The organism is Paenibacillus sp. FSL R7-0273 (assembly GCF_000758625.1).
In the GTDB taxonomy this organism is placed as follows: Bacteria; Bacillota; Bacilli; order Paenibacillales; family Paenibacillaceae; genus Paenibacillus_AQ.
The window spans coordinates 229,077-253,462 of record NZ_CP009283.1; the positions used below are offsets into that span (position 1 = coordinate 229,077).

The 24,386-nt window shown below is 55.2% G+C and carries 17 protein-coding genes; 15 read left to right on the forward strand and 2 right to left on the reverse strand.

The genetic code is table 11. From position 1 onward, the window contains the following. The first annotated feature begins 167 nt into the window (after positions 1–167). From R70723_RS01090 to iolE, 9 genes are all read left to right on the forward strand, one after another. The gene (locus R70723_RS01090; RefSeq protein ID WP_039869105.1) at positions 168–3,308 is read left to right on the forward strand and encodes an alpha-mannosidase; all 3,141 of its coding nucleotides are present in this window, start codon (positions 168–170) and stop codon (positions 3,306–3,308) included. A gap of 23 nt (positions 3,309–3,331) precedes the next feature. After that, a complete protein-coding gene (locus R70723_RS01095; protein ID WP_039869107.1) occupies positions 3,332–4,459 on the forward strand; it encodes a glycoside hydrolase family 88/105 protein in 1,128 nt (375 codons plus the stop codon). 135 nt (positions 4,460–4,594) lie between these two features. Continuing rightward, positions 4,595–5,641 (forward strand): inositol 2-dehydrogenase, encoded by a 1,047-nt coding sequence (gene iolG, locus R70723_RS01100; RefSeq protein WP_039869108.1) that lies wholly within the window; start codon positions 4,595–4,597, stop codon positions 5,639–5,641. A 38-nt stretch (positions 5,642–5,679) separates the two neighbouring features. Continuing rightward, positions 5,680–6,513 (forward strand): 5-deoxy-glucuronate isomerase, encoded by an 834-nt coding sequence (gene iolB, locus R70723_RS01105; RefSeq protein WP_039869109.1) that lies wholly within the window; start codon positions 5,680–5,682, stop codon positions 6,511–6,513. A gap of 560 nt (positions 6,514–7,073) precedes the next feature. After that, on the forward strand, positions 7,074–8,084 hold the full coding sequence (locus R70723_RS01110) for a LacI family DNA-binding transcriptional regulator (RefSeq protein ID WP_039869110.1): 1,011 nt from the start codon (positions 7,074–7,076) through the stop codon (positions 8,082–8,084). Between the two features lie 430 nt (positions 8,085–8,514). Then, the gene (gene iolC / locus R70723_RS01115) at positions 8,515–9,525 is read left to right on the forward strand and encodes a 5-dehydro-2-deoxygluconokinase (RefSeq protein ID WP_039869112.1); all 1,011 of its coding nucleotides are present in this window, start codon (positions 8,515–8,517) and stop codon (positions 9,523–9,525) included. A 45-nt stretch (positions 9,526–9,570) separates the two neighbouring features. Next, positions 9,571–11,031, forward strand: a complete 1,461-nt coding sequence (locus R70723_RS01120; protein WP_039869113.1) for a CoA-acylating methylmalonate-semialdehyde dehydrogenase — start codon at positions 9,571–9,573, stop codon at positions 11,029–11,031. Between the two features lie 24 nt (positions 11,032–11,055). Continuing rightward, entirely contained in the window at positions 11,056–13,023 is a 1,968-nt protein-coding gene (gene iolD, locus R70723_RS01125) for a 3D-(3,5/4)-trihydroxycyclohexane-1,2-dione acylhydrolase (decyclizing) (protein ID WP_039869114.1), read from the forward strand. A gap of 73 nt (positions 13,024–13,096) precedes the next feature. Then, positions 13,097–13,993 carry a myo-inosose-2 dehydratase gene (gene iolE, locus R70723_RS01130; protein ID WP_039869116.1) on the forward strand — a complete coding sequence of 299 codons (897 nt, stop codon included), beginning with the start codon at positions 13,097–13,099 and terminating at the stop codon, positions 13,991–13,993. A 485-nt stretch (positions 13,994–14,478) separates the two neighbouring features. Here the strand turns inward: iolE and R70723_RS01135 are convergent, their stop codons facing one another. Both R70723_RS01135 and R70723_RS01140 read right to left on the reverse strand, forming a co-directional pair. After that, positions 14,479–15,411: an IS3 family transposase gene (locus tag R70723_RS01135; RefSeq protein ID WP_052421140.1), complete on the reverse strand. Its 933-nt coding sequence runs from the start codon at positions 15,409–15,411 to the stop codon at positions 14,479–14,481. 5 nt (positions 15,412–15,416) lie between these two features. After that, complete coding sequence (locus tag R70723_RS01140) at positions 15,417–15,731, reverse strand: helix-turn-helix domain-containing protein (RefSeq protein WP_052421141.1); 315 nt, start codon at positions 15,729–15,731, stop codon at positions 15,417–15,419. Positions 15,732–16,490: 759 nt separating this feature from the next. Here R70723_RS01140 and R70723_RS01145 point away from each other — a divergent pair. From R70723_RS01145 to R70723_RS01170, 6 genes are all read left to right on the forward strand, one after another. After that, a complete protein-coding gene (locus R70723_RS01145) occupies positions 16,491–18,740 on the forward strand; it encodes a helix-turn-helix domain-containing protein (RefSeq protein ID WP_039869117.1) in 2,250 nt (749 codons plus the stop codon). 423 nt (positions 18,741–19,163) lie between these two features. Continuing rightward, the gene (locus tag R70723_RS01150) at positions 19,164–20,771 is read left to right on the forward strand and encodes an extracellular solute-binding protein (RefSeq protein ID WP_039869119.1); all 1,608 of its coding nucleotides are present in this window, start codon (positions 19,164–19,166) and stop codon (positions 20,769–20,771) included. A gap of 117 nt (positions 20,772–20,888) precedes the next feature. Further along, complete coding sequence (locus R70723_RS01155; protein ID WP_047171293.1) at positions 20,889–21,755, forward strand: ABC transporter permease; 867 nt, start codon at positions 20,889–20,891, stop codon at positions 21,753–21,755. Positions 21,756–21,779: 24 nt separating this feature from the next. Next, complete coding sequence (locus R70723_RS01160; protein ID WP_039869122.1) at positions 21,780–22,652, forward strand: carbohydrate ABC transporter permease; 873 nt, start codon at positions 21,780–21,782, stop codon at positions 22,650–22,652. Between the two features lie 87 nt (positions 22,653–22,739). After that, the gene (locus R70723_RS01165; protein ID WP_047171294.1) at positions 22,740–23,651 is read left to right on the forward strand and encodes a sugar phosphate isomerase/epimerase family protein; all 912 of its coding nucleotides are present in this window, start codon (positions 22,740–22,742) and stop codon (positions 23,649–23,651) included. After that, positions 23,651–24,355 (forward strand): hypothetical protein, encoded by a 705-nt coding sequence (locus tag R70723_RS01170; RefSeq protein ID WP_231574810.1) that lies wholly within the window; start codon positions 23,651–23,653, stop codon positions 24,353–24,355. Before R70723_RS01165 ends, R70723_RS01170 begins: the two co-directional genes overlap by 1 nt. Positions 24,356–24,386: the final 31 nt, after the last annotated feature.

Here is a 24,386-nt window from a genome sequence, read left to right on the forward strand (position 1 = left end):
AGACGCTCGCCGCCTTATTCCGTGATTTTCTCTATTATAGGTTTCAAAAAGCAAAATATGCAATAAAATCTCCCCATTCCCGCAAATAAAGCGTAGTTTTTGAGCAGCGGGATTTGCTATATTGGCCGTATGGAAGCGGATACAATCGGATACAAGGGGTGATACATTTGTTTTTGACAGAGGAAAAGCTGATCCGCCGTCAGGCGGAGGTTGGAAAGCACAGATATATCAAGGTAACCGAGCTTGCGGAGCTGGAGCTGGCAGAGGACGAGGACGGGAAGAACGGTGTGTGTCCGGAAAGTGTTGTCTTTGACGGGATTATCCGGCTGAATGAGCAGTGGAGCGGGCGGGACCGTTATGTCTGGCTGCGGGCAACAGCGGTGCTGCCTGAGAAAAAAGCAGGCTTCAAGCTGGCCGGCAGATTTGATTTCGGTAAATCCGGGGGCTTCAATAACTCCGGGTTTGAATCGCTGCTGTTTGTAAACGGTTCACCGTATCAGGGTGTGGATACGAACCACCAGGAGGTTATTTTTGGCGATGAATTAGGCGGCAGGGCGGTGGAGCTTGTGTTCCGGCTGTGGTCCGGCCTTGAGGGCGGGGGAGCACCGAGGATACAGGAGCACAGGATCAGCGAGGCGATGATAGGCTATCTGGATGAACGGATTGATGATCTGTTCTATATGTCCCAGGCGGCGATTGATACGTTCCGTTATTTGAACCGGGACCAGCCTGAGAAGCAGTGGCTGAAGCAGGCGCTGGATGCCGCGTTCCGCGGGATTGACTGGACGGAGCCCGGCTCTGAGGGGCATATCAGCTCCATGTACCGGGCAGGCGCGAGCCTGAACGAAGCGGTGGAGGCGATGCCGAAGACCTTTGATGTGACGCTTACGATGCTTGGACATACGCATATCGATGTCGCCTGGCTGTGGCAGCTGAAGCATACCCGGGAAAAAGCGGCCCGTTCCTTCTCGACCGTCCTGCGGCTGATGCAGGAATATCCGGAATACCAGTTCATGCAGTCACAGCCGCAGCTGTATGCGTATCTGGAGCAGGATTACCCCGAGCTGTTCGGGCAGATCAGGGAGCGGATCAAGGAGGGGCGCTGGGAGCCGGAGGGGGCCATGTGGCTGGAGTCGGACTGCAATATTCCATCCGGCGAATCGTTAGTCCGTCAGATTCTGGCCGGCAAACGTTACTTCCGGGAGCGGTTCGGCATCGAGAGCAAATATCTGTGGCTGCCGGACGTGTTCGGTTACAGCTGGGCGCTGCCGCAGATTCTGCGCAAGTCAGGCATAGATACCTTTATGACAACCAAAATCAGCTGGAACCAGTCCAACCGGATGCCGCATGATACGTTCTGGTGGCGCGGGATGGACGGGTCTGAAATATTGACTCATTTTATCACGACCTCGGAAAAAGACGGCGCTGCCTACACCTACAACGGCCGGATGACAGCAGGGCTGCTGCGCGGCATCTGGAACTCGTATCAGGATAAGGAGATCAACGACCATCTGCTGTTTGCGTACGGCTGGGGTGACGGGGGCGGCGGGCCGACGCGGGATATGCTGGAGCTCCGCCGGCGCTTCGATAAGCTTCCGGGTATTCCTAAGCTTAAGCCTGGCAGCGCAGGTGAATATTTTGACGGGCTGCATGAGCGGATTGAGAATACAGATGCCTATGTGCATACCTGGAACGGCGAGCTGTATCTTGAATGCCACCGGGGAACCTACACCTCCCAGGCCAGCAATAAAAAATACAACCGCCGCCTGGAGCTGCTCCTGCGTGATGCGGAATGGCTGCATACGCTGGCCGGCGTGAGCCGCGGCGATCTGGCGGCGGCTTATCCCGCTGCCGAGCTGGACGGCATCTGGGAGATTCTGCTGCGCAACCAGTTCCATGACATTATCCCGGGTTCCTCGATCAAGGAGGTTTACCAGGACAGCGATCTGGAATATGCGGAGGGTGAGGCCCGTGCGCTGGCATTGCTGAGCGGAGCGGGTGCAGCGGAAGAGGACAGCGTGGCTGATAGCGGAGGCAGTTACTTCACGCTGCTGAGCAGCTCGTCCTGGGAAGGAGCGCAGCTGCTGGAGCTGCCGGGTGACGCCGCAGATACAGGCGTCATTCTGGATGCCGCCGGACAGCTGCTGGAGCAGCAGCGGACCGCAGACGGCGGCTGGCTGGTATATGTGCCCGCCGTACCGGCATTTGGTACGGCGGTGCTGCAGTGCGGGACGGAGCCGGCGGGTGCCGGCAGCGCAGAAGAGGCCTGCCCGCTGGCAGAGGTCAGCGATGGCCGGCTGACTACACCGCTGATTGAAGCGGCCTGGAACGGGCAGGGGCATTTTACCTCGCTGCGCGACCGCCGCAGCGGCCGGGAGCTGCTGGAGCCGGGACAGCGCGGCAATGTGCTTCAGGTGTTTGAAGACAAGCCGCTGGATTTTGAGGCCTGGGATATCGATATCTTTTATCAGGAGAAAATGACGGAAGTCTCGCAGCTTACAGAGTGCAAAGTAACAGAGAATGGTCCGCTGCGGACGGTGCTGCACATGGCGTGGACGTATAACCGCTCGGTTATTACGCAGGACATTATTTTTTACCGGGATACCGCACGGATTGATTTCCGGACGGAGATGGACTGGCAGGGGCATAACCAGCTGCTTAAGGCGGCTTTTCCGGTCGATGTCCATGCGCTTGAAGCAACCTACGATATCCAGTTCGGTAATGTCAGACGGCCGACTCACTGGAATACGAGCTGGGATTATGCCCGGTTCGAGAGCGTAGGCCACCAGTGGGCTGATGTCAGCGAGCAGGGTTTCGGCGTTGCGCTGCTCAATGACTGCAAATACGGCTATGACATCAAGGACAGCGTGCTGCGGCTGACGCTGCTGAAATCGGCGGTGCATCCTAATCCGGAGCAGGATCAGGGGCATCATGCTTTTACGTATGCGCTGTATCCGCATGAGGGGGATTTCATCAGGGGCCGGGTGGTACAGGAGGCCTGGGAGCTGAACAATCCGCTGCGTACCATTCCAGGCCGGCTGGACTTGGATTCACTGTTCTCCATTACAGGCGGGCATGTCCTGGTTGATGCCGTTAAGCGCGCAGAGGACGGGGATGGCGTAGTGCTGCGTCTGCATGAGTATGGGGGTGCCCGCAGTGAGGTGCGTGTTGAAAGCGGATATTCCATAGCCGCCTGGCAGGAATGCAGCCTGATGGAGGAGCCGGAGGGTGAGTGGCAGGAGCGGGAGCTTGCTTTTCAGATCAGACCTTATGAAATTAGAACGTTCAGAATTAGAATGGGCAGGTAACATAGCTGAGAGGAGATTGGAACATGACTGTACAAGGATATGGACAAAAGCCGGATAAAGCGGAAATCATCAGCAAGCTGAACAAGGTATCGGATAAGCTGCTGAAGCTGGACCGTCCGGATAATGAGGCTGAGCTGCAGAATCTGGGGGAGGATGCCGGGCGGCGGGGGTATTTCGCCCGTGATTTCGGGATGGAGGAATGGGACTGGCCGCAGGGAGTCGGGCTGTACGGGCTGCAGAAGCTGGACCGGCATTTTGCAGACGGGCGTTACTCTGCCTATGCTAAGCCTTGGATGAGCCGTCAGCTGGAAAAAGGGCTGCCCAGCTGCAACATCAACACAACCGCGCCGCTGCTGTCGCTGATGGAGCTTGCGGAGGCGGAGGAGCTGAGCCTGGAATGGGTAGAGTGGCTGATGAACGGGCTGCCGCGCACCAACGAGCAGGGCTATCAGCATGTGACGACAGGTGCGGACAAGAGTGAAGTGACTCTTAATGAGAATGAAATCTGGATTGATACGCTGTTTATGGCTATTCTGTTCACGGCCAAGATGGGTGTAAAGTACGACAAGCCGGAGTGGCGGCAGACGTCACTGCATCAGCTGCTGCTACATATTAAATATTTGTATGACAAAAAAACCGGGCTCTTCTATCACGGCTGGCATTTCACCGGCCGGCATAATTTCAGCGAGGCCTTCTGGTGCCGCGGCAACGGCTGGTTCAGCCTCGGCCTGCCGGAATATTTGGAGCTGATGCGCCCCTATCTGGACGAGGGCGTCTTCACGTATCTGCAGCAGGTTCTGCAGGCCCAGGCCGAGGCACTGCTGGCCTGCCAGGGCGCAGACGGACTGTGGCATACGCTGCTGGACGATCCGGACAGCTATACGGAAACGTCCGGCTCAGCGGCTATAGCGGCCGGTGTTCTGCACGGCGTGCGCCGGGGGCTGCTGCCGGAGGAATATGCTGCACTGGCGCTCAAGACAATTCAGGCGGTGCTGGACCGGATCGATGAAGAGGGGACTGTGCTTGGCGTATCCGGCGGCACGCCGATCGGCAAGGCTAAGGAAGACTACAAAGGAATCATTATCGCTCCAATGGCCTACGGGCAGGCGATGACGCTGGTCGCGCTGGGCGAGGCTTTGCATTATTGCTGAGGCCTTTTGCTCCGTGAGGCAGATGAAAAAGGCGGGCTAAGAAACAAATCTAAAAAGTACTTGTAGCCTGCTGCGGCTTGAAGTATACTGATCTCGGAAAGGTTAAGCGCTTACCTTGAGGGAGGATAAGCGTACATGGGAAATCAAGTTACAGCGGGTATTATTGGCGCCGGAAGAATCGGGCGTCTGCATGCTGATAATCTGCGTGTGATGCCGTCATATAAGCTGAAATCGATCTCGGAGGCTTACTTGAGCGAGGAACTGCTTGCGTGGGCTGACAGCCGTGGTCTCGGTAATGTTTTTACGGATGGGGATGACATTCTGAATGATCCCGAGATTGATGCGGTGTTTATCTGTACACCGACCGATACCCACGCTTCATGGATTGAACGGGCTGCACGTGCCGGAAAGCATATTTTCTGCGAAAAGCCGGTCAGCATGTCCTCGGCCGAGACGAGCCGGGCGCTGCAGACTGCCAAAGAGGCAGGCGTGCTGCTTCAGGTAGGCTTCAACCGACGGATGGACCCGAACTTCCGCAAGCTCAAGCAGCTCGTCCAGGCAGGCGAGCTGGGCAGAACGCATATTGTTAAGATTACTTCACGTGATCCGCAGCCGCCCGGTGAGGCCTATGTGCGCTCCTCCGGCGGAATGTTTATGGATATGACGATTCATGATTTCGATATGGCCCGCTATCTGATGGGCGAGGAAGTGGCCGAAGTATATACCCGTGGCGCCAATCTGATCGACCCGATGTTCGGCCGCTGCGGTGATGTGGATACAGCTGTGATTACGCTGACTTTTACCAGCGGTGCAATCTGCATTATTGATAACAGCCGGCAGGCTGTCTATGGTTATGACCAGCGGGTTGAGGTATTCGGCTCACAGGGAGCAGCTGTAGCTGATAACTGCCGCCCGACTACCGTAGAGGTGTCCACTGCTTCTGCTGTTACCCGTGATCAGCCGCTGCATTTTTTCCTGGAGCGTTACAACCGGGCGTTTACTGATGAAGTAGCTGCATTTGCCCAGTCAATTATTCTGCAGGAGCCGGCTGTCTGCAGCGGCTATGACGGTCAGCAGGCCCAGCTTATCGCTGAGGCTGCCCTGGAATCGCACCGGACCGGGCTTCCGGTCAAGCTGTCCGCTTTTGCGGCAGAGGAACGCTCGGAGGAGATAGAGGCCTAGCAGTAGAGGCTATCTTGAACACGGAGGGAGCTGTAAGGATGTCGGACTATTTAGTCAGAGCCGGTACACCCGGCAAGGATGGGCTTGTTGCAGCAGTCAGCAAGGAGAGTGCCGGCTGGAAATACGTAGGTTTTGAGGTCTATCAGCTGAAGGCCGGTGATACGCTTATCCGCGATACAGAAGACAATGAGGTCTGTCTGGTGCTGCTGTCGGGTAAGGCTGATGTCAAAGCAGACTTGCAGGAGTTCTCTGGAATCGGAGAGCGCATGTCTGTTTTTGAAAATATACCGCCCTATGCGGTCTATGTTCCGGCAGGCGGGCGGTATGAGGTTACAGCCTTAACGGAGCTGGAGCTCGGTGTCTGTCTTGCCCCCGGCACAGGTAAATATCCGGCCCGGCTGATCGCGCCGTCGGAAACGGCGGCTGAGGCCCGCGGTTACGGCAGCATGTCACGCCGCGTGGTTAATATTCTGCCGGAGAGCAGTGAGGCCGAAAGCCTGCTGGTCGTTGAGGTGCGCACGGACGGCGGCAACTGGTCCAGCTATCCGCCGCATAAGCATGACCGGGATCATCTGCCGGAAGAGTCCTATCTGGAGGAGACCTATTACCACCGCGTCAATCCGGGTCACGGCTTCGTCGTACAGCGGGTATACAACGATGACCGCAGTCTCGATGAGACTATGGCCGTGCCCGACCGCAGCATTGTGCTGGTTCCGGAGGGCTACCATCCGGTGTCGGCGCCGCCGGGCTACGATTCCTATTATCTTAATGTGATGGCCGGTCCGGTCCGTACCTGGGTATTCCATAACGATCCCGAGCATGAGTGGCTGTTCAGACCGGGCGGGGACAATCGCGGCGCTCAAGAGGAATGAGCCTTCCGGCATAAAAGGTGATTATTGGAGCTTCCGCAAGGCGGGGCTCCTTTTTGCATCTGGTGTAGACTGCTGCGAATGACGCGGCGGGCAGCATGGCTGTGGCATCAAGGGCGACTTCAGGAGGAGGCGGCAGGGGTTAATTAACGGTAAAAGTACCGTTAAATGAGCGGTGTGCGGAGAAAAGTCTGGAATCAACGGTGAAAGTACCATTAAATGAGCGGTGTGCGGAGAAAAGTCTGGAATCAACGGTAAAAGTACCGTTAAATGAGCGGTGTGCGGAGAAAAGTCTGGAATCAACGGTAAAAGTACCGTTAAATAGGCGATGCGTGGGAAAATTTCTGGAAACAACGGTAAAAGTACCGTTAATTGAACTATGCGCGGGGAATCCCCGAAAACAACGGTAAAAGTACCGTTAAATGGGGAGCAGGCGGAAAGCCGTGCCGCTGCTGCCGGAGCAGCTAAAGGGGAAAGCGCTTAGACCTGCTGATAGACACTGCCGGAGGAGTTCCCTATAATCGAGGTATATCACGGCAAGAACGTAAAGGCGGGCTTAACAAATGAAACCTACAATTTATGATGTGGCACGGGAAGCCGGCGTTTCCATCGCTACGGTGTCCAAGGTGCTTAATAATAATGGCAGGATCAGCGATAAGACGAGGGAGAAGGTAGGCCGGGTGATGGAGGAGCTTAATTACCAGCCGAGTCTGGTGGCCTCCGCGCTGACAAGCCGCCGTACAGGGACGATCGGGCTGATGATCCCGGATATTGCCAATCCTTTTTTTGCCGAGACGGCACGCGGAATTGAGGATTATGCCCAGCAGCAGGGGAGTGACCTGATCGTCTGCAGCACGGACCGCGACGATGAGAAGGCGGCCAGATACATCTCGCTTCTCCTGCGCAAAAGAGTGGACGGCCTGATCATTGCCTCGCATACAGGACAGCCGGATATGATCCGCCGGCTTTTGGCTGACCGGGTGCCTCTGGTGCTGTTCTCGGCGGAAATCCGCAGTCTGGAGAGCAGCAGCGTCACTGTGGATGATTACAAGGGCGGCTATCAGGCGACGGAGTATCTGCTGTCCCTGGGCCACCGCAGACTGGGGGTTATCTCTGATAATCTGCCGGGCAGCAGGCTGCGGGTGGAGGGCTTTCTTGATGCGCTGAAGGCTGCCGGTCTGCCTTTTGACAATCCGGCTAACCTTACGCACACATCGGCCACGCTGGAGAACGGCCGCAAAGCGGCTGCCGCCATGCTCGGCCAGGCAGAAGACTTGCGCCCGACGGCAGTGTTCGCCTGTAACGATCTGCTCGCCATCGGTGTTCTGAAGGAGGCGCGCAGCGCCGGCCTGTCCATCCCCCGCGACTTATCCGTTGTGGGCTTTGACAATACCGTGCTGGCGGAAATCTGCCACCCTGCGCTGACCAGCATCGCCCAGCCGCTGCGTGAGATGACAGAGCAGGCGATAATTCTGCTGAATGAATCGATCGACAACCCCGCCGCACCCAGACGCAAAATCATGCTGATGCCTGAGCTGGTGATCCGTCATTCGACCGGGCCTGTACCCGGCTGAGACGGAACGGTGCATCAGCCGGACATATCCTGCGTGTTTCCCAAAGACCTGTGCCCTGCATTGCAGCGGACAGGTCTTTTTTTGGCAGCTGAAAAACGGTAATCCACATATCTGTGGATAATATGTGCATAACCCTGTGCATAAGTTTTCTTGCCTGCTTCTCACCAGAGCCGCCTAGTTTTTCAGGAGCATAATACCCGTTTAATCCGAGATATTTGATATCGCTTTCAAAATTAAGATTGCCAAACCGGATATTCTGGCCTATACTATTTATAAAATTAGGTTAAGCGCTTACCCTTTTCCTCCCTGCAAACTGGTGTTTTTAAAGAAAACCCAGGTTTTCCCGAATGTATTAACGTTGTCCCGCCTGCACTACACCCGTTTATATTCACGAAATTTTTCCCGGAAGCTTGATCAAGGAGGCGTCACTATGAACGATCTGCAGTTTGATCCCGCCCGTCCGCTAGATTTGATTGCCGTCGGCCGGCTCTGTATAGACCTGAATGCCAACGAAACCGGAAGACCTATGGAAGAGACCATGACGTTCACCAAATATGTAGGCGGCTCCCCGGCCAACATCATAATCGGCACAGCGCGGCTGGGCATGCGCACCGGCTTCATCGGCAAGCTGGCTGATGACCAGATGGGGCGGTTTATCCGGTCCTATCTGCAAAAGGACGGCATCGATGACAGTCAGGTATGCGTTGACCGTACCGGTGCGGTGACGGGGCTTGCTTTTACCGAAATCAAAAGCCCGCAGGAATGCAGCATTCTGATGTACCGCGATAACGTGGCGGATCTGCTGCTGAATACAGAGGAGATATCCGAGGATTATATCCGGCAGTCTAAGGCGCTGCTGATTTCCGGGACTGCACTGGCGCAAAGCCCTTCGCGTGAAGCGGTGTTTCTGGCGCTGGAATTTGCCCGCAGGCATAATGTCACTGTCTTTTTCGATCTGGATTACCGTCCGTATACCTGGAAATCTGCCGCTGAGACGGCTGTCTACTATAATCTGGCTGCGGAGAAATGCGACTGTATCATCGGCACCCGCGAGGAATTCAACATGATGGAGAATCTGTACAATGTGACGGATGAAGACGACGAAGCAACGGCAGCCCGTTGGTTCTCGAAGCAGGCGAAGCTGGTTGTCATCAAGCATGGCGGAAGCGGCTCAATTGCTTACACGGCAGACGGGCGGAATCACCGCAGCGGTATTTTCCCGGCCAAAGTGCTGAAGACCTTCGGTGCAGGCGATTCCTACGCTTCTGCTTTCATTCACAGTTTGATGCAGGGGCACAGTGTCGGTGAAGCTATGCGGCGGGGCAGTGCCTCCGCTTCGATTGTCATCTCGCGCCACAGCTGCTCGGATGCGATGCCGACCCTGGAGGAGCTGGAAGCCTTCCTGGCTTCGAATAAAGAGGTTGCTGCAGGCACCCGGTAAAGACAAATTCATATACATCACCAGAGATGAAGGAGTGGACAAAAGATGGCACAGCAAAACGTAGAAGTGCTGAAAAACTATATTGGCGGCGAATGGGTCGAAGCGAAGAGTGAGCAGAGTGAGCCGGTGTTTAATCCGGCTTCAGGCGAAGAGCTGGCCAGAGTTCCGCTGTCCGGCAGAGAGGATGTGGACCGGGCGGTGGCTGCGGCTCAGGAGGCTTTTGCCGGCTGGTCGAAGACACCGGTGCCGCGCCGGGCGCGGATTCTTTTTAAATATCAACAGCTGCTGGTTGATCACTGGGAGGACCTGGCGAGAACCATTACGCTGGAGAACGGAAAAAGCTATAAAGAAGCTTACGGCGAGGTACAGCGCGGTATTGAGTGTGTCGAATTCGCGGCTGGTGCGCCTACGCTGATGATGGGCCGGCAGCTTCCGGATATTGCAACCGGAATTGAATCAGGAATGTACCGCTATCCAATCGGTGTTATCGGCGGGATCACTCCGTTTAATTTTCCGATGATGGTGCCCTGCTGGATGTTCCCGCTCGCGATTGCCTGCGGCAATACCTTTGTGTTGAAGCCGTCCGAGCGTACACCGCTGCTGGCGGCACGTCTGGCGGAGCTGCTGGAACAGGCCGGGCTGCCTAAGGGTGTGCTTAATGTGGTCAACGGTGCGCATGATGTCGTTAACGGGCTGCTGGAGCACCCTGGCGTTAAGGCGATTTCTTTTGTCGGATCACAGCCGGTGGCGGAATATGTCTATAAAAAAGGAACAGAGCATCTGAAACGGGTTCAGGCGCTGGCCGGGGCCAAAAACCACTCCATCGTACTGGCAGACGCCGATCTTGAGGCTTCAGCTACACAGATTATCAACGCTGCCTTCGGCTCTGCCGGAGAGCGCTGCATGGCCTGTTCTGTAGTCACTGTACAAGAGGATGTGGCTGACGAGCTGATCTCGATTCTGCTGCGCGAGTGCGGGAAAATGACGATTGGCAACGGACTGGAGGAGGATACATTCCTGGGGCCTGTGATCCGCCAGAGCCATAAGGACAAGACTCTTTCTTACATTGAGCAAGGTGTAGCGGAAGGAGCGACGCTGCTCAGGGACGGACGGGAGGATGCTGCGGCTGCGGGTGAGGGCTATTTTGTCGGACCTACGGTATTTGACGGAGTGACTAAAGAGATGAAAATCTGGCAGGAAGAAATCTTCGCGCCTGTCCTCTCAGTTGTCCGGGTCAAGGGTGTGGAGGATGCGGTGGAGCTGGCCAATGCGTCGCGTTTTGCGAACGGGGCTTGTATCTTTACAAATGACGGCGGGAAAGTCCGCTACTTCCGTGAAAATATCGAGTCCGGCATGCTGGGTGTCAATGTAGGCGTACCCGCTCCGATGGCCTTCTTCCCGTTCTCCGGCTGGAAGGATTCCTTCTACGGCGATCTGCATGCGAACGGCACTGACGGAGTTGAATTCTATACGCGCAAAAAGGTTGTCACTGCCCGCTGGCAGTAACGATAGAGGAAGGGTGGAACTCAAGTGGAACGGATCAGATTAACAACGGCGCAGGCGCTGGTGAAGTTTCTGAATGAGCAGTATGTCGATTTCGGCAACGGGCCGGAGCGCTTCGTTGAGGGTGTGTTTACTGTGTTCGGCCACGGCAATGTGCTTGGTCTGGGACAGGCGCTGCAGGAGGCCCCGGGCGGATTAAAGGTTTTTCAGGGCCGCAATGAGCAGGGGATGGTGCATGCGGCGACTGCTTTTGCCAAACAGAGCCGGCGGCGGCGGATTATGGCCTGTACGGCCTCCGTCGGCCCGGGCTCGGCCAATATGCTGACGGCTGCCGCGACAGCGACGGCGAATCAGATTCCTGTACTGCTGCTGCCCGGCGATACCTTTGCTACCCGCCAGCCCGACCCGGTGCTGCAGCAAATGGAGCACACGTATAACCTGTCGATTACGGTTAACGATGCTTTCAAGGCTGTAAGCAAATACTGGGACCGGATCTACCGGCCGGAGCAGCTGATGTCGGCCTTGCTGAATGCGATGCGGGTGCTGACTGATCAGGCAGACACAGGGGCGGTGACAATCGCGCTGCCGCAGGATGTGCAGGGGGAGGCTTGGGATTATCCGGCCGGCTTCTTCCGCAGACGCGTTCATAAGATTGCCCGCCGGCTGCCGCATGCGGATGAAATTGCCGCGGCAGCCGAGCTGATCGCAAGCAAGCAGCGTCCGCTGCTGGTCTGCGGCGGCGGTGTCCGCTACAGCGATGCCGGAGCTGCGCTGCGCGATTTCGCGGAGAAGTTCGCCATTCCGTTCGGCGAGACGCAGGCCGGCAAAAGCGCTGTTGCCAGCGACTTCGCCTACAACCTGGGCGGACTGGGCGTTACCGGTAACGGCTGCGCCAATACACTGGCAGCAGAGGCTGATCTGGTTATCGGCGCCGGCACCCGGTTCACCGATTTCACCACAGGCTCGAAGAGCCTGTTCGCCCATCCCGGCGTGGAGTTTGTGACGCTTAACGCGTCACCGTACCATGCAGCCAAGCTGGATGCGCTGGCAGTGGTCTGCGATGCTGCTGAAGGACTGAAGGCGCTATCCGATGCGCTGGAGGAACGCGGCTATCGTTCTGCTTATACAGATGAGATCACGGAGGCGAAGCAGGCCTGGGCCGCGGAAAGAGCGCGGCTGGCTGGTGTTGAATACCGGGCAGGCGCTGCGGCTTTAGCTGTGCAGGAAGATGAGCAGGCTGCGTTTGTCCCTGAAATTGCCGGACATCTTGACGACAAGCTCCCCGAGTATGCCGAGGTGCTGAACACTTCGCTTACACAGACTCAGGTGCTTGCCATCATCAACGAGCTTATTCCGCAGGATGCCATTGCTATTGGAGCGGCAGGCAGCCTGCCGGGAGACATGCAGCGGATGTGGGGATCCGCTGTGCCGGATACTTACCATATGGAATACGGTTTTTCCTGTATGGGTTATGAAATCGCCGGAGCATTCGGCATCAAGCTGGCTGAGCCGGAGCGCGAGGTATACGCTCTGGTCGGCGACGGCAGCTACCAGATGATGCATTCCGAGCTGGTGACCAGTTTGCAGGAGAACAAGAAGATAAACGTCATCCTGCTGGACAATGCGGGCTTCGGCTGCATCAACAATCTGCAGATGGAGCAGGGACTGGACAGCATGGCGACGGAATTCCGCCGCCGCGGAGCAGACGGCAAGCTGAGCGGTGAGCTGATGCTGATCGATTATGCAGCGAGCGCAGCCGGTTACGGGGTCGAGACCTTCCGTGCGGCGACAGCCGGGCAGCTGCGCAGCGCGCTGGAGGCGGCAAGGAAGAGCGAGAAGTCCACGCTGATCGACATCAAGGTGCTGCCGAAGACGATGACTCACGGATACGGTGCGTGGTGGCATGTCGGTGTGGCGGAAGTATCCGGAAAAGAGAGCGTGCAGGCGGCACACAGTCAGCGACTGGGCGGGCTGGAGAAAGCGCGAAGCTACTGATCTGGTAGAGCCGTGAGTGCAGCGGCCGGCCGGAGCCGGCCATACCTGTCATAATGGAAGGGGAAGAACATTTATGTTCAAAGAAGAGGCGGTCCGGCTGGCGATTGCACCCATTGCCTGGACCAATGATGATATGCCTGAGCTGGGCGGAAGCAATACCTTTGAGCAGTGCATCAGTGAGATGGCATTGGCCGGATATCAGGGCAGCGAGGTCGGAAACAAGTATCCGCGTTCCCCGGAGGTGCTGCACCGGGCGCTGGGACTTCGCGGCCTGCAGATTGCCAGCGCCTGGTTCAGCGCGCATCTGACGGACCGGCCTTATGAAGAGACCGCTGAAGCCTTTTGCGCACACCGTGATTTTCTGCATGCAATGGGTGCCAAGGTCATCGTGGTATCCGAGCAGGGGCGCAGCATCCAGGGGCAGATGGAGACGCCGCTGTTTGATGCCAAGCCTGTCTTTACGGAGGACGAGTGGAAGGCGCTGGCTGAAGGCTTGGGCAGGCTGGGCCAGTTGGCCGCAGAAAAAGGAATGGCTATCGTTTATCACCACCATATGGGAACCGGGGTGCAGACGGCTGCCGAAATTGCCCGGCTGATGGAGCTGACAGACCCGTCGGAGGTATCCTTATTGTTTGATACCGGACATCTGGCTTTTTCCGGTGAAAATCCCCTCGGGGTGCTGCGGGCCCATCTGCCGCGGATCAGGCATGTTCACTTGAAGGACATCCGTCCCGAGGTGGTCCGGCGGGTCATTGCGGATAAGCTCAGCTTCCTGCAGGCGGTAAAAGCGGGGGCGTTTACCGTACCGGGGGATGGATGCATCGAATTCGCAGATATTTTTGCTGAACTGGCCGGATCGTCCTATACCGGGTGGTTCGTGGTCGAGGCTGAGCAGGACCCGGCGCTGGCGGATCCGCTGGAATATGCAATTAAGGCACGGGAGTACATTCGGGCAACCAGCGGGCTGTGAATAGCAGTTTGTAAGTAGCCGGTTATAAATAGTGGAATGTAAGTAGCGGGCTGTGAGTAATGGAGCTGAGTCAAATGTTGGACGGCATATAGTGCATGCTGCTAAATAAGTATAATTGTACAGCGATCAGGTGAGGTGCATACTCTGTGAGCTAGAACAAGGTGCGGGATTAAGCTGCGCGCATCCCCGCACCTTGCTGCGTTTAGGAGGAGGAGTACCCAAACCCGTGCTGACGCACCGAATGAAAGGGAAAAATCCCTTTAATCGTACCCGAGCCCATGCTAACGCACCGAATGAAAGGGAAAAATCCCTTTAAAGGCACCCAAGCCCGTGCTCAAGCACCGAATGAAAGGGAAAAATCCCTTTAAAGGCACCCAAGCCCGTGCTCAAGCACCGAAATAAAGGGAAAAATCCCTTTAAAGCGGTGAGACCCCCTTATCCCGGAGTCCTCAGTATAAAACCGGTACTTGTCGTAGCTATGCTCTTTATTTCGCTTTTTTCCTCGGCCAGAAGAAGGCGGACCGGTCTTCTAGGCCCATGACCCACTCTGAAAATTCAACCGGTGGCATGTTGCGAAGGCTGGTGTGCATTCTCCGGTTGTTGTAGAAATCCATGTACCGGTCCACGGCTTCATAGGCCTCGTCGAACGTTTCGAATGCCTCTTTACGGAACAAATCCCGATCAATATTACTGTGGAACGATTCAATAAAAGCATTTAAATCCGGTGTTCGAGGCGGAATGCGTTCATGAGTCATTTCCCAGCTTTCACACATGTCACCAAACAGGTGGCTGACGAACTGTGGGCCGTTGTCGGTGCGGATCACCGGGCGTGCACTGTCCTGGGCGCAGTGCTGCTCCATGGCGCGTCCCAGCGTCTGGCAGGCGTGCTTGGCCTCACACGACGATCCGCGGTGGTAGCCGACGATGACACGGGTAAACACATCGATAATGCTCAGGACGAAGAAATGCCGGTCCCGGCCCGCCACGTACCCGTACTTAATGTCCATCTGCCAGAGCTGACCCGCTCCGGTAATAACCCGGTTCTCCGGCAGCTTCCGGGGATGCTTAAAGCGCTTGTGACGCTGGGGCTGCAGGATCTCCAGCGCCTGACACAGCCGGTAGCTTTTCTTGTGATTGAGCTTAAGGCTGTGCTGGTTCCATAAGCACTTGGCCAGGAGCTTGTACCCGTACACGTGCTCTTCTCCAGCGACCAGTTCCAGAAGCATTTCCTGGATCTGCCCGTCGCTAATCTTCTCTCCAGACTCGGTCAGGGAATAGCCGGGTACGGGTCTTCCGCGCCCCTGAGGTACGGCCTGGGCATCCTGTGACTTGCGTTTCTTACGGTCGTAATACGTAGACTCTGCTAGCCCCACGAGACGTAGTACCAACGCTGCTTTATTCCCCTGCTTAATGAACATATCGGCTACCTCGATTTTTTCGGATAAGCAGGGGTTGGCTTTTTTAGCAGTTCACGCAAAATCTCAATCTCTAGCTCCTTTTCACCGAGGATCTTCACAGCCTTCTCGTATTTCTGCTCGACATCCAGCAGGCGTTTCAGTTCCTCCACCTGATCTTGGGGATACGGATGATCTTGTTCCCCATGGGCTTCCCGGTAATCTCTCACCCACTGATTCACCGTCGATGGGGTCACTCCATACTTTCGGGCAACCACCGCTGCCTTAATGCCAGACAACACCTCTTGCGCGGCCTTCTCTCTTGTTCCTGTTAAGTGTCCCATACCGTTCATCCTCCTCCTGTATCTAGTCTACATTTTTGTGGGGGAGGACTCCAACTTCTTTAGGGGGCTGTGGAGAAAGGCACCCAAGCCCATGCTGACGCACCGAAATAAAGGGAAAAATCCCTTTAATCGCACCCAAACCCATGCTGACGCACCGAATGAAAGGGGAAAATCCCTTTAATGGCACCCAAACCCATGCTGACGCACCGGATTAAAGGGAAAAATCCCTTTAATCGCTCAGCTTCACCCTCAATTTAATTGTTTTAGACCTATCACCCGCCAGGGTGATTTTCTGCTGTACGGGAAGTGTAATGGAAGCTGGACAGGGTGATGGGGCATGAGTTGCAACGGTATGCGGAGGTACTCCAAAATATGCAACGGTATGCGACGGTACTCCACGGCATGAAGCGCCACGGAATACTGCTGCCGTACACCATACAATGCGACTTTACGCCACAGAATGCTGTGCTACGCCATAGAATGCTGTGCTACACCACAGAATGCTGTGGCCACAGTATGCCACGAGGGCTGATCCGCTGTGGACAAGGCCGCTCCTGCCTGACCCGTGACGAAACAACCGGGTAGTGGGCGGGGCGGGAGAACCCTATTTTTACCCGTTGGCCGGGTCCGGGGGGCATGTGCTATAATGGCAGAAATCTGAACATAGGCTCGTTCTTCTTTTTTCATATTAATATCTGTATGCACTTAAACGGCCGGACCGCGGCCTGGCATTTTAACGGTTGTGGAGGAGGTTGTCTATTGTTCCGTACTTGGTATCGCCGGTTGCTGCTATCCTACTTCCCGATTTTTTTGCTGACGGTAACCATCCTGATCTTTGCCTCGTTTGTATTTATTAATGATATTTCGCGGATGGAAACGCAAAAGGCGGACCGCATCTCAGCCAGCTATCTCATGGATAATGTGGATAAGACGATCAGAGAGGTTGAACTGGCGGTGCTGGAGGGCGTTGAGCGCAGTGATGTCTATAAGACGTATTTCAATAACACAGGCCAGCCGGATACCGCGTCCATTTATGAGGTTGCCCAAAGCCTGCGCAGTCTCATTCAGGACTCCTCCTACATCGAATCGATTTATCTGGTTGACAAAGTAAATGAAAGCGTTTTAACAGAATCTGGATTAAGGGAGCTTTCGGGGTATATCGATGAGGAGTGGATCAGGCAGATTACCTCGGGTCCGCTGCAGGAGGGCTGGCAGCCTGTCCGCAAATTTAAAACAGAGCTGCCCCAGCGTACGCCGATACGGGTGCTTACCATTAATAAAGCGATGCCGCTGCCCTTCGGCTCTGAGGGAGTGCTGGTCATCAATGTGAAAATGAGCGGAATTGAGCAGCTTGTCGACAGTATGGTCAACCAGCAGCTTTCTTTTGTGAGCATTCTGGACAGTGACGGGCAGACGGTGTACGAGGCTCATTCAGACCATGCGGGGGCGGTGAGCGGCAAGCAGCTCAACACACTCCGGCTGGAGCGGCTCGGCTGGACCTTTGCAAGCGGAATTAAGGCGGGCAACCTGTTCGGCTGGGTGTCGGTCATTTCCTATCTGTGGGTGGCGATTGCCCTTGGAACAGTGATCTGTGCCATTTTTTATCTGGTCTATGTGACCCGGCGCAACTACAAGCCGATTCAGGTCATCATGAACCGCATTGAAGGCCACCAGATCCGGATGATGGACCAGTCGACTGACAGGCCGGATGAAATGATGCTCATTGACGGGGTGCTGGAGGATCTGATCAACCACATGACCGACTATGACCGCAAAAGCCGGGAGAACCTGCTGCTGCAGCGCAGCAAGCTGTTCACCGATCTGCTGCACAGCGAGCGGCTGGATGATGCCATCGGCCGGCTTGCTGAGCTGTCCCCGCTTACGGGTGCGGATGCAACCTCCCGTTTTACAGTGGTGCTCAGTGAAATTAACCGCTATGAGCGGGTGTTTGAGGAGCGTTATACGAGAGGCGACCAGAATACACTCAAATTTGCCCTGATGAATGTGTTTCAGGAGCTTGCGCGTAACGCAGAGCTGCAGGGCTGGGCGGAATGGGTCGGAACCCGGCGGGTCGCTATATTGTTTCTGGCGAACGGCAGTGACGAGGAGATGACCGAGCGGATCCGTGTTTTTGCCGGCGATTGCCGCTCCTGGGTAGAGCAGAATCTGCGGATCTCCCTCAGCTTCGGCATCGGTCCGGCTGTAACGGGTCCGGGTGCTATCCGGGAATCGTATGCGGCGGCCGAGTATGTCATGCAGCACAAGCTGCTGAAGAATGAGGACATTGCGCTTGCCGAATCGGGGGAAGCGCGCCAGCCGCTGCTGGAGACGTATGCCTATCTGCAGATGATTGCCGAATTCGTCAAGCAGTTCCGGATGTCCAGCGGCCAATGGCGGGAACAGCTCGAGCGGATCTTTGAAGCGTTTGAGCAGAATTTTTTGCAGGATGATGATATCCGGTCGCTGATTCAGGCCATGCTGCAGATGCTGAGCCGGGAGGTAGCCGTGATGTCGGAGGAGCTGCAGGATGAGCTGTCAGTGGAGACGGCTAGAATCCGGCTGAAGGGACTGGAGGAAGCGGAGTCCCTGGAGGAGATGAAGGGCATTCTGCTTGAATACCTGACCGATTTATTCCGTACCTACGTCTCAGCGAGTGAAACCAAGAGCTACCGGGCGATGGTCACGGAGATGAAAAATTATATTGAAGAGAACTTTGCCAATCCGGATCTCTCGCTGAAGCATCTGAGCGACCGGTTTCAGGTATCGGGCAAATATGCCAGCTATCTGTTCAAAACCGAATTCAAGATGAAGTTCGTCGACTTCGTAACGGAGCTGCGGATGAAGGAGGCTGAGCAGCTGCTGGCGGAGACGGATTACCCGCTGCAGGACATCGCGCTCCAGGTAGGCTATGCCAATGCGATTACATTCGGCAGAGTATTTAAACGGGTTGCCGGCATTACACCGGGCGACTACCGTCTGCTCAAACGCCGGGAAGCCGGCAAAGCGTGAAGGAAAAGCCGGCCCTACAATAAGCTTTTGAAACAGGTACAGCAGATGACTGGCGGGAGGGTCTAACCGGCCGCATTTCTGTCCGCATACCCGGTTAAAGGGGATATGCAGGCAGAAATGCGGCCTTTTTTCTCAAATGTGAAAGCGGTTTATCATACGAAAATGGTTGGTCGGATAAACCGGAAGTCCGATATTTAAGCGGTTTTGCGATCCGAAACAGGTTTATTGTCAGGCTCCGGGAAAGTGTGGAATACTGTGGTCATCCCGGAACGTTAAGCGGCCAGGCAGTACAGGCGGCGAAGCACTCCTTTCATAATATAAAGGCGGTACGGGAGTTAAGGTGTGAGGTTGGGGGATTCATAACGTTTCATTGAGTTTCATTAAGCCACCATTATAGCCTGCAGAGGCGAAGGAGATGGAACAATGACAGTGAATGCAAACCAGAAGGTACTAAAGAAGGCACTGGGAATCGGATTGAGCGCAGTAATGGGGATGTCCCTGCTGGCCGGGTGCTCCTCTAATGGAAACGCGGATACGGCATCAAATGGAGGAACAGCAGCCGACGGAGGCAGCAAAGAGCGCGTTACGCTGAAGGTGGAAATTTTTGACCGCGGTAACAGTCCCGAGCCCTACACCATCACCAACAACTATCTCTCCAATATGGTACAGGAGCGGTTCGGTGATCCGAACAACATTGATGTTGAATATGTTCCGGTTCAGCGCTCCGAGGAAGTTACCAAGCTGAACGTGCTGATGGCCAGCAACACAGATGTGCCGGATATTGTGTTCACTTATGATTCCAGCTTGTTCTACCGCTACGCCCAGCAGGGCGGCCTGACTGATGTCGGAGCACTGATTGATGAGCACGGGCCGACTCTAAAAAAATTCCTTGGTGAAGATACATTGGCGTTTGGACAGCTGGAAGGCCAGCAGATGGCTATCCCGGGAAAACGGGCAATCACAGGCCGTTACAGCTCCTACATCCGCCAGGATTGGCTGGATAAGCTGGGCTTGCCGGTACCAACTACAACCGACGAATTATATACAACTTTGAAAGCGTTTAAAGAGAAGGATCCGGGCGGTGTTGGCAGCAAAAACATTCCGATGGGCATGGCGCTCGCTCCGGCCCAGTTCGAAACGCTGATCTACTCCTTCATCAAGCCGATCAAGGGCGATTTGACTTACGGCCAGCGCTATGAGCTGCCGCTGCACGACGGCTTCAAGGATGCGATGCAGTTCCTGAATAAGCTCTACAATGAAGGGCTGATCAGCCAGGATTTCAGTCTCGATGAAGATAAAACACAGCTGGCTAAGGATGTCCAAAACGGCAACATCGGCTACTGGTCAGAAGATGTGGACAATATCTTCTACGCCGACGGCACACTTGATAATCTCTACAAAAACGTAGAAGGCAGCAAATTGACCGCCGTAGACGTTCTGACCAATGCGAATGAGGGCAACAAGCATATTAAATCGCGTTATGCCTCTAACGGTATGTACATCATGATTCCGAAGAGCAGTAAACGTGCGGTGGAGGCCATTAAATATCTGGACTGGATGGCTTCGGACAACAACCTGATCGATATTTACAGCGGGGTTGAGGGCGAAAACTATGACCTGGTTGACGGTATCCCGGTAGTTAAGGCAGATGTTCCACAGGAATTTGCTGACCGTCTGTTCAATGCAGGCGACATGGCCATTATCTCTAACGGCAAGAACATTGGCGATCAGGCAACCAATGAAAAAGCATGGATCAGCGGTTTCCCTGAACGTAACCAGGAAATGCTGAAGCAATCCATTGATATTGCCAACACCGATACGGTTGGACCGATCGTCTTCGGTAAGCCGATTGAGGCAGAATCCAAGTACGGCACTACTCTTAATGACAAGCTGGCTGTAATTATCGTGAAGACAGCAATGGCTAAGCCGGAGCAGTTCGACGCGGTGTATGAGCAGGAAATGAAGGATTTCATGTCTCTCGGCGGAACTCAGCTTAAAGAAGAACTGGAAGCGGCACTGAAGGAACTGTAGGCACAATAAATATAAAAAGGAGAACCGGAGGGAGCAGGTACGCCGCTTCGTCCGGTTTTTCCTCCCAAGGAGGGAACCGGCTTGAGTAAAGTCAGCTACTTGAAGCGGTATTGGCAAATGTATGCGCTGCTTTCACTGCCACTCATTTACTTCTTTATCTTCCGTTACGGGCCGATGTACGGTGTGCAGATTGCCTTTAAGGATTTCAATCTGTTCCAGGGAATTGGCGGCAGTGAATGGATCGGGTTCGACGCATTCCGCGAAGTTTTTAATATGAGAGAGTTTTACACCTCACTGCGCAATACCTTTATGCTTAATTTTCTGGATTTGGTAGTCTCTTTCCCTGCCCCTATTATTCTGGCAATCATGCTGTATGAAATTAAGAGTGCCTGGTTCAAAAAGATTTCGCAGACCATTCTCTACATCCCCCACTTCATCTCCTGGGTTATTATCGGGGGGATTGTCTATCAATTGTTCGGCAACCAGTCCGGTATGATTAACGAGGTACTGCAAGGCCTGGGGCTAAACCCGGTTCCTTTTCTGACTGAAAAGGGTCCATGGCTCGTAACCTACCTGTTCACAGGGGTCTGGCAGAGCGCCGGCTGGGGAACGATTCTCTATCTGGCCGCACTCACTGGCGTAAACAGAGAGCTGTTTGAAGCAGCTGAGGTTGACGGGGCAACACGGATGAAGAAGATTTGGTATATTACGCTTCCAAGCATCAAGCCGACGATCGTTACCCTGCTTATTCTCAATCTCGGTAAAATGGTCAGCATCGGCTTCGACCGCCCATATGTTATCGGTAATACGGCGGTACGTGAATATTCCGATGTGCTGAGTACCTTTGTCTACCGGATCGGTCTCGAATCGGGACAATACACACTTGCTACCGTAGTCGGATTGTTCCAGGCTGTGGTCGGACTTGTATTCATTCTTGGCTCCAACTATATTTCGAAAAAAATGACCGGCAACGGTATTATCTGATAAAGAGGAAGGAGGCGGAGTACTATGAGTGAACGTACTTCAAACCGGATTTTCGATATCGTCGTTATTACCTGCGTAGCCTTGTTCGTATTGTTTTGTCTGGCTCCGTTCTTGCATGTTATTGCAGTATCACTCAGCTCCAACCGGGCCATTACCTCGGGTGAAGTTACGATTTTTCCGATTGAATTGAACTGGAACGCCTATGTGCAGGTGTTCTCGGATAGTGCAATGATCCGTTCCCTGGGATATACGGTGCTGCTGACAGCGGTAACGACCGGCCTGTGCATGCTCTTCACCATCGCGGCAGCCTATCCCCTGACCAAAGGCTACCTGAAGGGCCGCAAAACATTTATGGTTATCATCATTATTACCATGTTCTTCAGCGGCGGGATTATTCCGGAATATCTGCTGATGCGCGACCTGCGCCTGCTCGATTCCAGCTGGGCGCTTATCCTTCCCGGACTGGTCAGCCCGTTCAACCTGATTATCCTGATCTCCTTCTTCAATAACATTCCCCAGAGTCTGGAAGAGTCGGCCGAAATCGATGGCAGCTCCTTCTTCCGTACACTGGTAAGCATCGTCCTGCCGCTGTCCATGCCTGTGCTGGCTACGCTAGGCCTCTTCTATGCAGTCGGCAGATGGAACGGCTTCCAGGATGCGCTGATGTATATCAACAGCCCGGAGCTGTATCCGCTGCAGCTCAAGCTGTTCCAGATGGTGCAGAACAACATGGTCTCCGAGCTGACGCAGATGGAAGGTGCGAACCGTACTGCACTGACTCCGGAAAGTCTCAAGGCAGCGACGGTTATCTTCGCAACTGTGCCGATTCTGCTGGTCTATCCGTGGCTGCAGAAGTATTTCGTCAGCGGCGTTATGCTGGGTGCCGTTAAAGGTTAACGCAGCAAGGGTTATTCGTGCAGAACAGGAAAGGAGAGCAACGCATTGGAGGACAAAGGGGCATTTTCATTCTCGACCTGCTGGAATATGAAGCACCACACAACCGGAGACGGGCTGCTGCGGGAAATCCGCGGGCTCGGCTTCCGCAGGGTGGAGCTGAACTATAATGTGACCGAAGAGATGCTGGGGACGATTGAACCGATGATCGAGCGGGGGGAGATCGGCATTTCCAGTGTCCACAATACCTTCCCCCATGTTCCGGACCCTGATTACGGCACGGATTCGGTGCTGCTCGGCTTCGAGGATAAGGAGAAGCGGCAGCGGGCTATAGAGCTGCTGGTCCGCTCAGCCGGATATGCGCAGCGCTACGGCGGCGAGGCTATAGTGGTCCATCCCGGGGAAGTGCCTTTTCCTAATGATATTGCCAAGGAGCTGGAGCAGCTCTACAGCGGTGAGGGAAAGGATTCGACCGCCTACCGCAGCAAATGGGCGGAGCTGCTGGAGCGGCGGGAGACGTACAGTGCAGGATATGTGCGGACCATTACGGAGAGCCTGTACGAAGTATGCGACAAGGCAGCTTCGAAGGGGCTCGGCAGCATCCGCTTTGGTATCGAGACGCGCTCCCGGCCGCAGCAGATACCGACGCTTGCCGAGGCCAAAAGAATTATCCGGGCGCTGAAGGGCGCTCCGGTCGGCATCTGGTATGATACCGGTCATGCCATTATGATGGACCGGCTGGGGCTGTATGACAGTGTGGGAGAGATGGACGGACTGATGAATGATATTGTCGGCGTCCATATTCACGAAACCATCGGACTCTCAGATCACTGGTGCCCCTATGTGAACAGCGGGGATATGCATTTCTATGATGCCTATCTGCCGATGATCGAGCGGGCTCAGGTCAAAGTGTATGAGCTGAAGGCGGCTTGCCTGCCGGATGAAATTCATGAGAGCCACCGTCTGCTTACAGCCAAGCTGGCGGCGCGGGGGGGCCTCTGATGCTGAGCATAGAGGGCCACGATCGGCGTCAGGAAGACTGTCTGTTAAGCCGGGAAGACGGCAGACTGGCTGCTGCCTATGCTCCCCGCCTGCTGTTTGATAAGAACGAGCCGTTCTATCCGGTCCGCTTCGGCATAACCGTATTTCGTGAAGACGGGGATTCGCCCTCCTTCCGGCGCAGGCTTCAGGTCAGCCGGCCGGAGGTGGAGGCCGTTATCGAATACGCGGTTTATTACGATTACGATATTCAGCATCTGTACGATCTTGAGCATATATGGGTGTACATCGCCAGAGACGGTGAGGTGGCGGACGTCGAGGCAAGCTTTCACGGCAAGTATCTGAAAGGACTGCTGCACGGCCGCACCAATCTTAGCGGTACCCGGTCCAGTCTGTATGTACAGCCCGGCAAGCATGCGCTCTCGCCCATGCCCGAGGTATTCGGGTTGCTCCCGGGCTATGCTGCCTGTACACAGGAGGCGGCAGGGGCGGACGGGCTGATCTACGGTGACTGCTTCCGCGGACTGCTGGCTTCAGATGAAGCGGCAGATCAGAAGGTGAGGCAGTATCTGCAGACCTGCCGGTTCACGCCTTCCGGTGTCTATGAATACTGGGAGTATGCGCACCGGGAGGAGCTGTTCGTTTCGTGGGATGAGTTGTTTGCGGAAATACCGGAGCGTGTGCGGAATGAGCTGGAGCGGCTGTAAAACCGGCGGTGCGTAGTGTTAAATGCCTAAC

Excerpts from the sequence above, each read along its gene's own strand:
- R70723_RS01095 (WP_039869107.1), top strand. The coding sequence starts at position 3,332 with ATGACTGTACAAGGATATGGACAAAAGCCGGATAAAGCGGAAATCATC.
- iolG (WP_039869108.1), top strand. The coding sequence starts at position 4,595 with ATGGGAAATCAAGTTACAGCGGGTATTATTGGCGCCGGAAGAATCGGG.
- iolB (WP_039869109.1), top strand. The coding sequence starts at position 5,680 with ATGTCGGACTATTTAGTCAGAGCCGGTACACCCGGCAAGGATGGGCTT.
- R70723_RS01110 (WP_039869110.1), top strand. The coding sequence starts at position 7,074 with ATGAAACCTACAATTTATGATGTGGCACGGGAAGCCGGCGTTTCCATC.
- iolC (WP_039869112.1), top strand. The coding sequence starts at position 8,515 with ATGAACGATCTGCAGTTTGATCCCGCCCGTCCGCTAGATTTGATTGCC.
- R70723_RS01120 (WP_039869113.1), top strand. The coding sequence starts at position 9,571 with ATGGCACAGCAAAACGTAGAAGTGCTGAAAAACTATATTGGCGGCGAA.
- iolE (WP_039869116.1), top strand. The coding sequence starts at position 13,097 with ATGTTCAAAGAAGAGGCGGTCCGGCTGGCGATTGCACCCATTGCCTGG.
- R70723_RS01135 (WP_052421140.1), bottom strand. The coding sequence starts at position 15,411 with ATGTTCATTAAGCAGGGGAATAAAGCAGCGTTGGTACTACGTCTCGTG.
- R70723_RS01140 (WP_052421141.1), bottom strand. The coding sequence starts at position 15,731 with ATGGGACACTTAACAGGAACAAGAGAGAAGGCCGCGCAAGAGGTGTTG.
- R70723_RS01150 (WP_039869119.1), top strand. The coding sequence starts at position 19,164 with ATGACAGTGAATGCAAACCAGAAGGTACTAAAGAAGGCACTGGGAATC.
- R70723_RS01155 (WP_047171293.1), top strand. The coding sequence starts at position 20,889 with ATGTATGCGCTGCTTTCACTGCCACTCATTTACTTCTTTATCTTCCGT.
- R70723_RS01160 (WP_039869122.1), top strand. The coding sequence starts at position 21,780 with ATGAGTGAACGTACTTCAAACCGGATTTTCGATATCGTCGTTATTACC.
- R70723_RS01165 (WP_047171294.1), top strand. The coding sequence starts at position 22,740 with ATGAAGCACCACACAACCGGAGACGGGCTGCTGCGGGAAATCCGCGGG.
- R70723_RS01170 (WP_231574810.1), top strand. The coding sequence starts at position 23,651 with ATGCTGAGCATAGAGGGCCACGATCGGCGTCAGGAAGACTGTCTGTTA.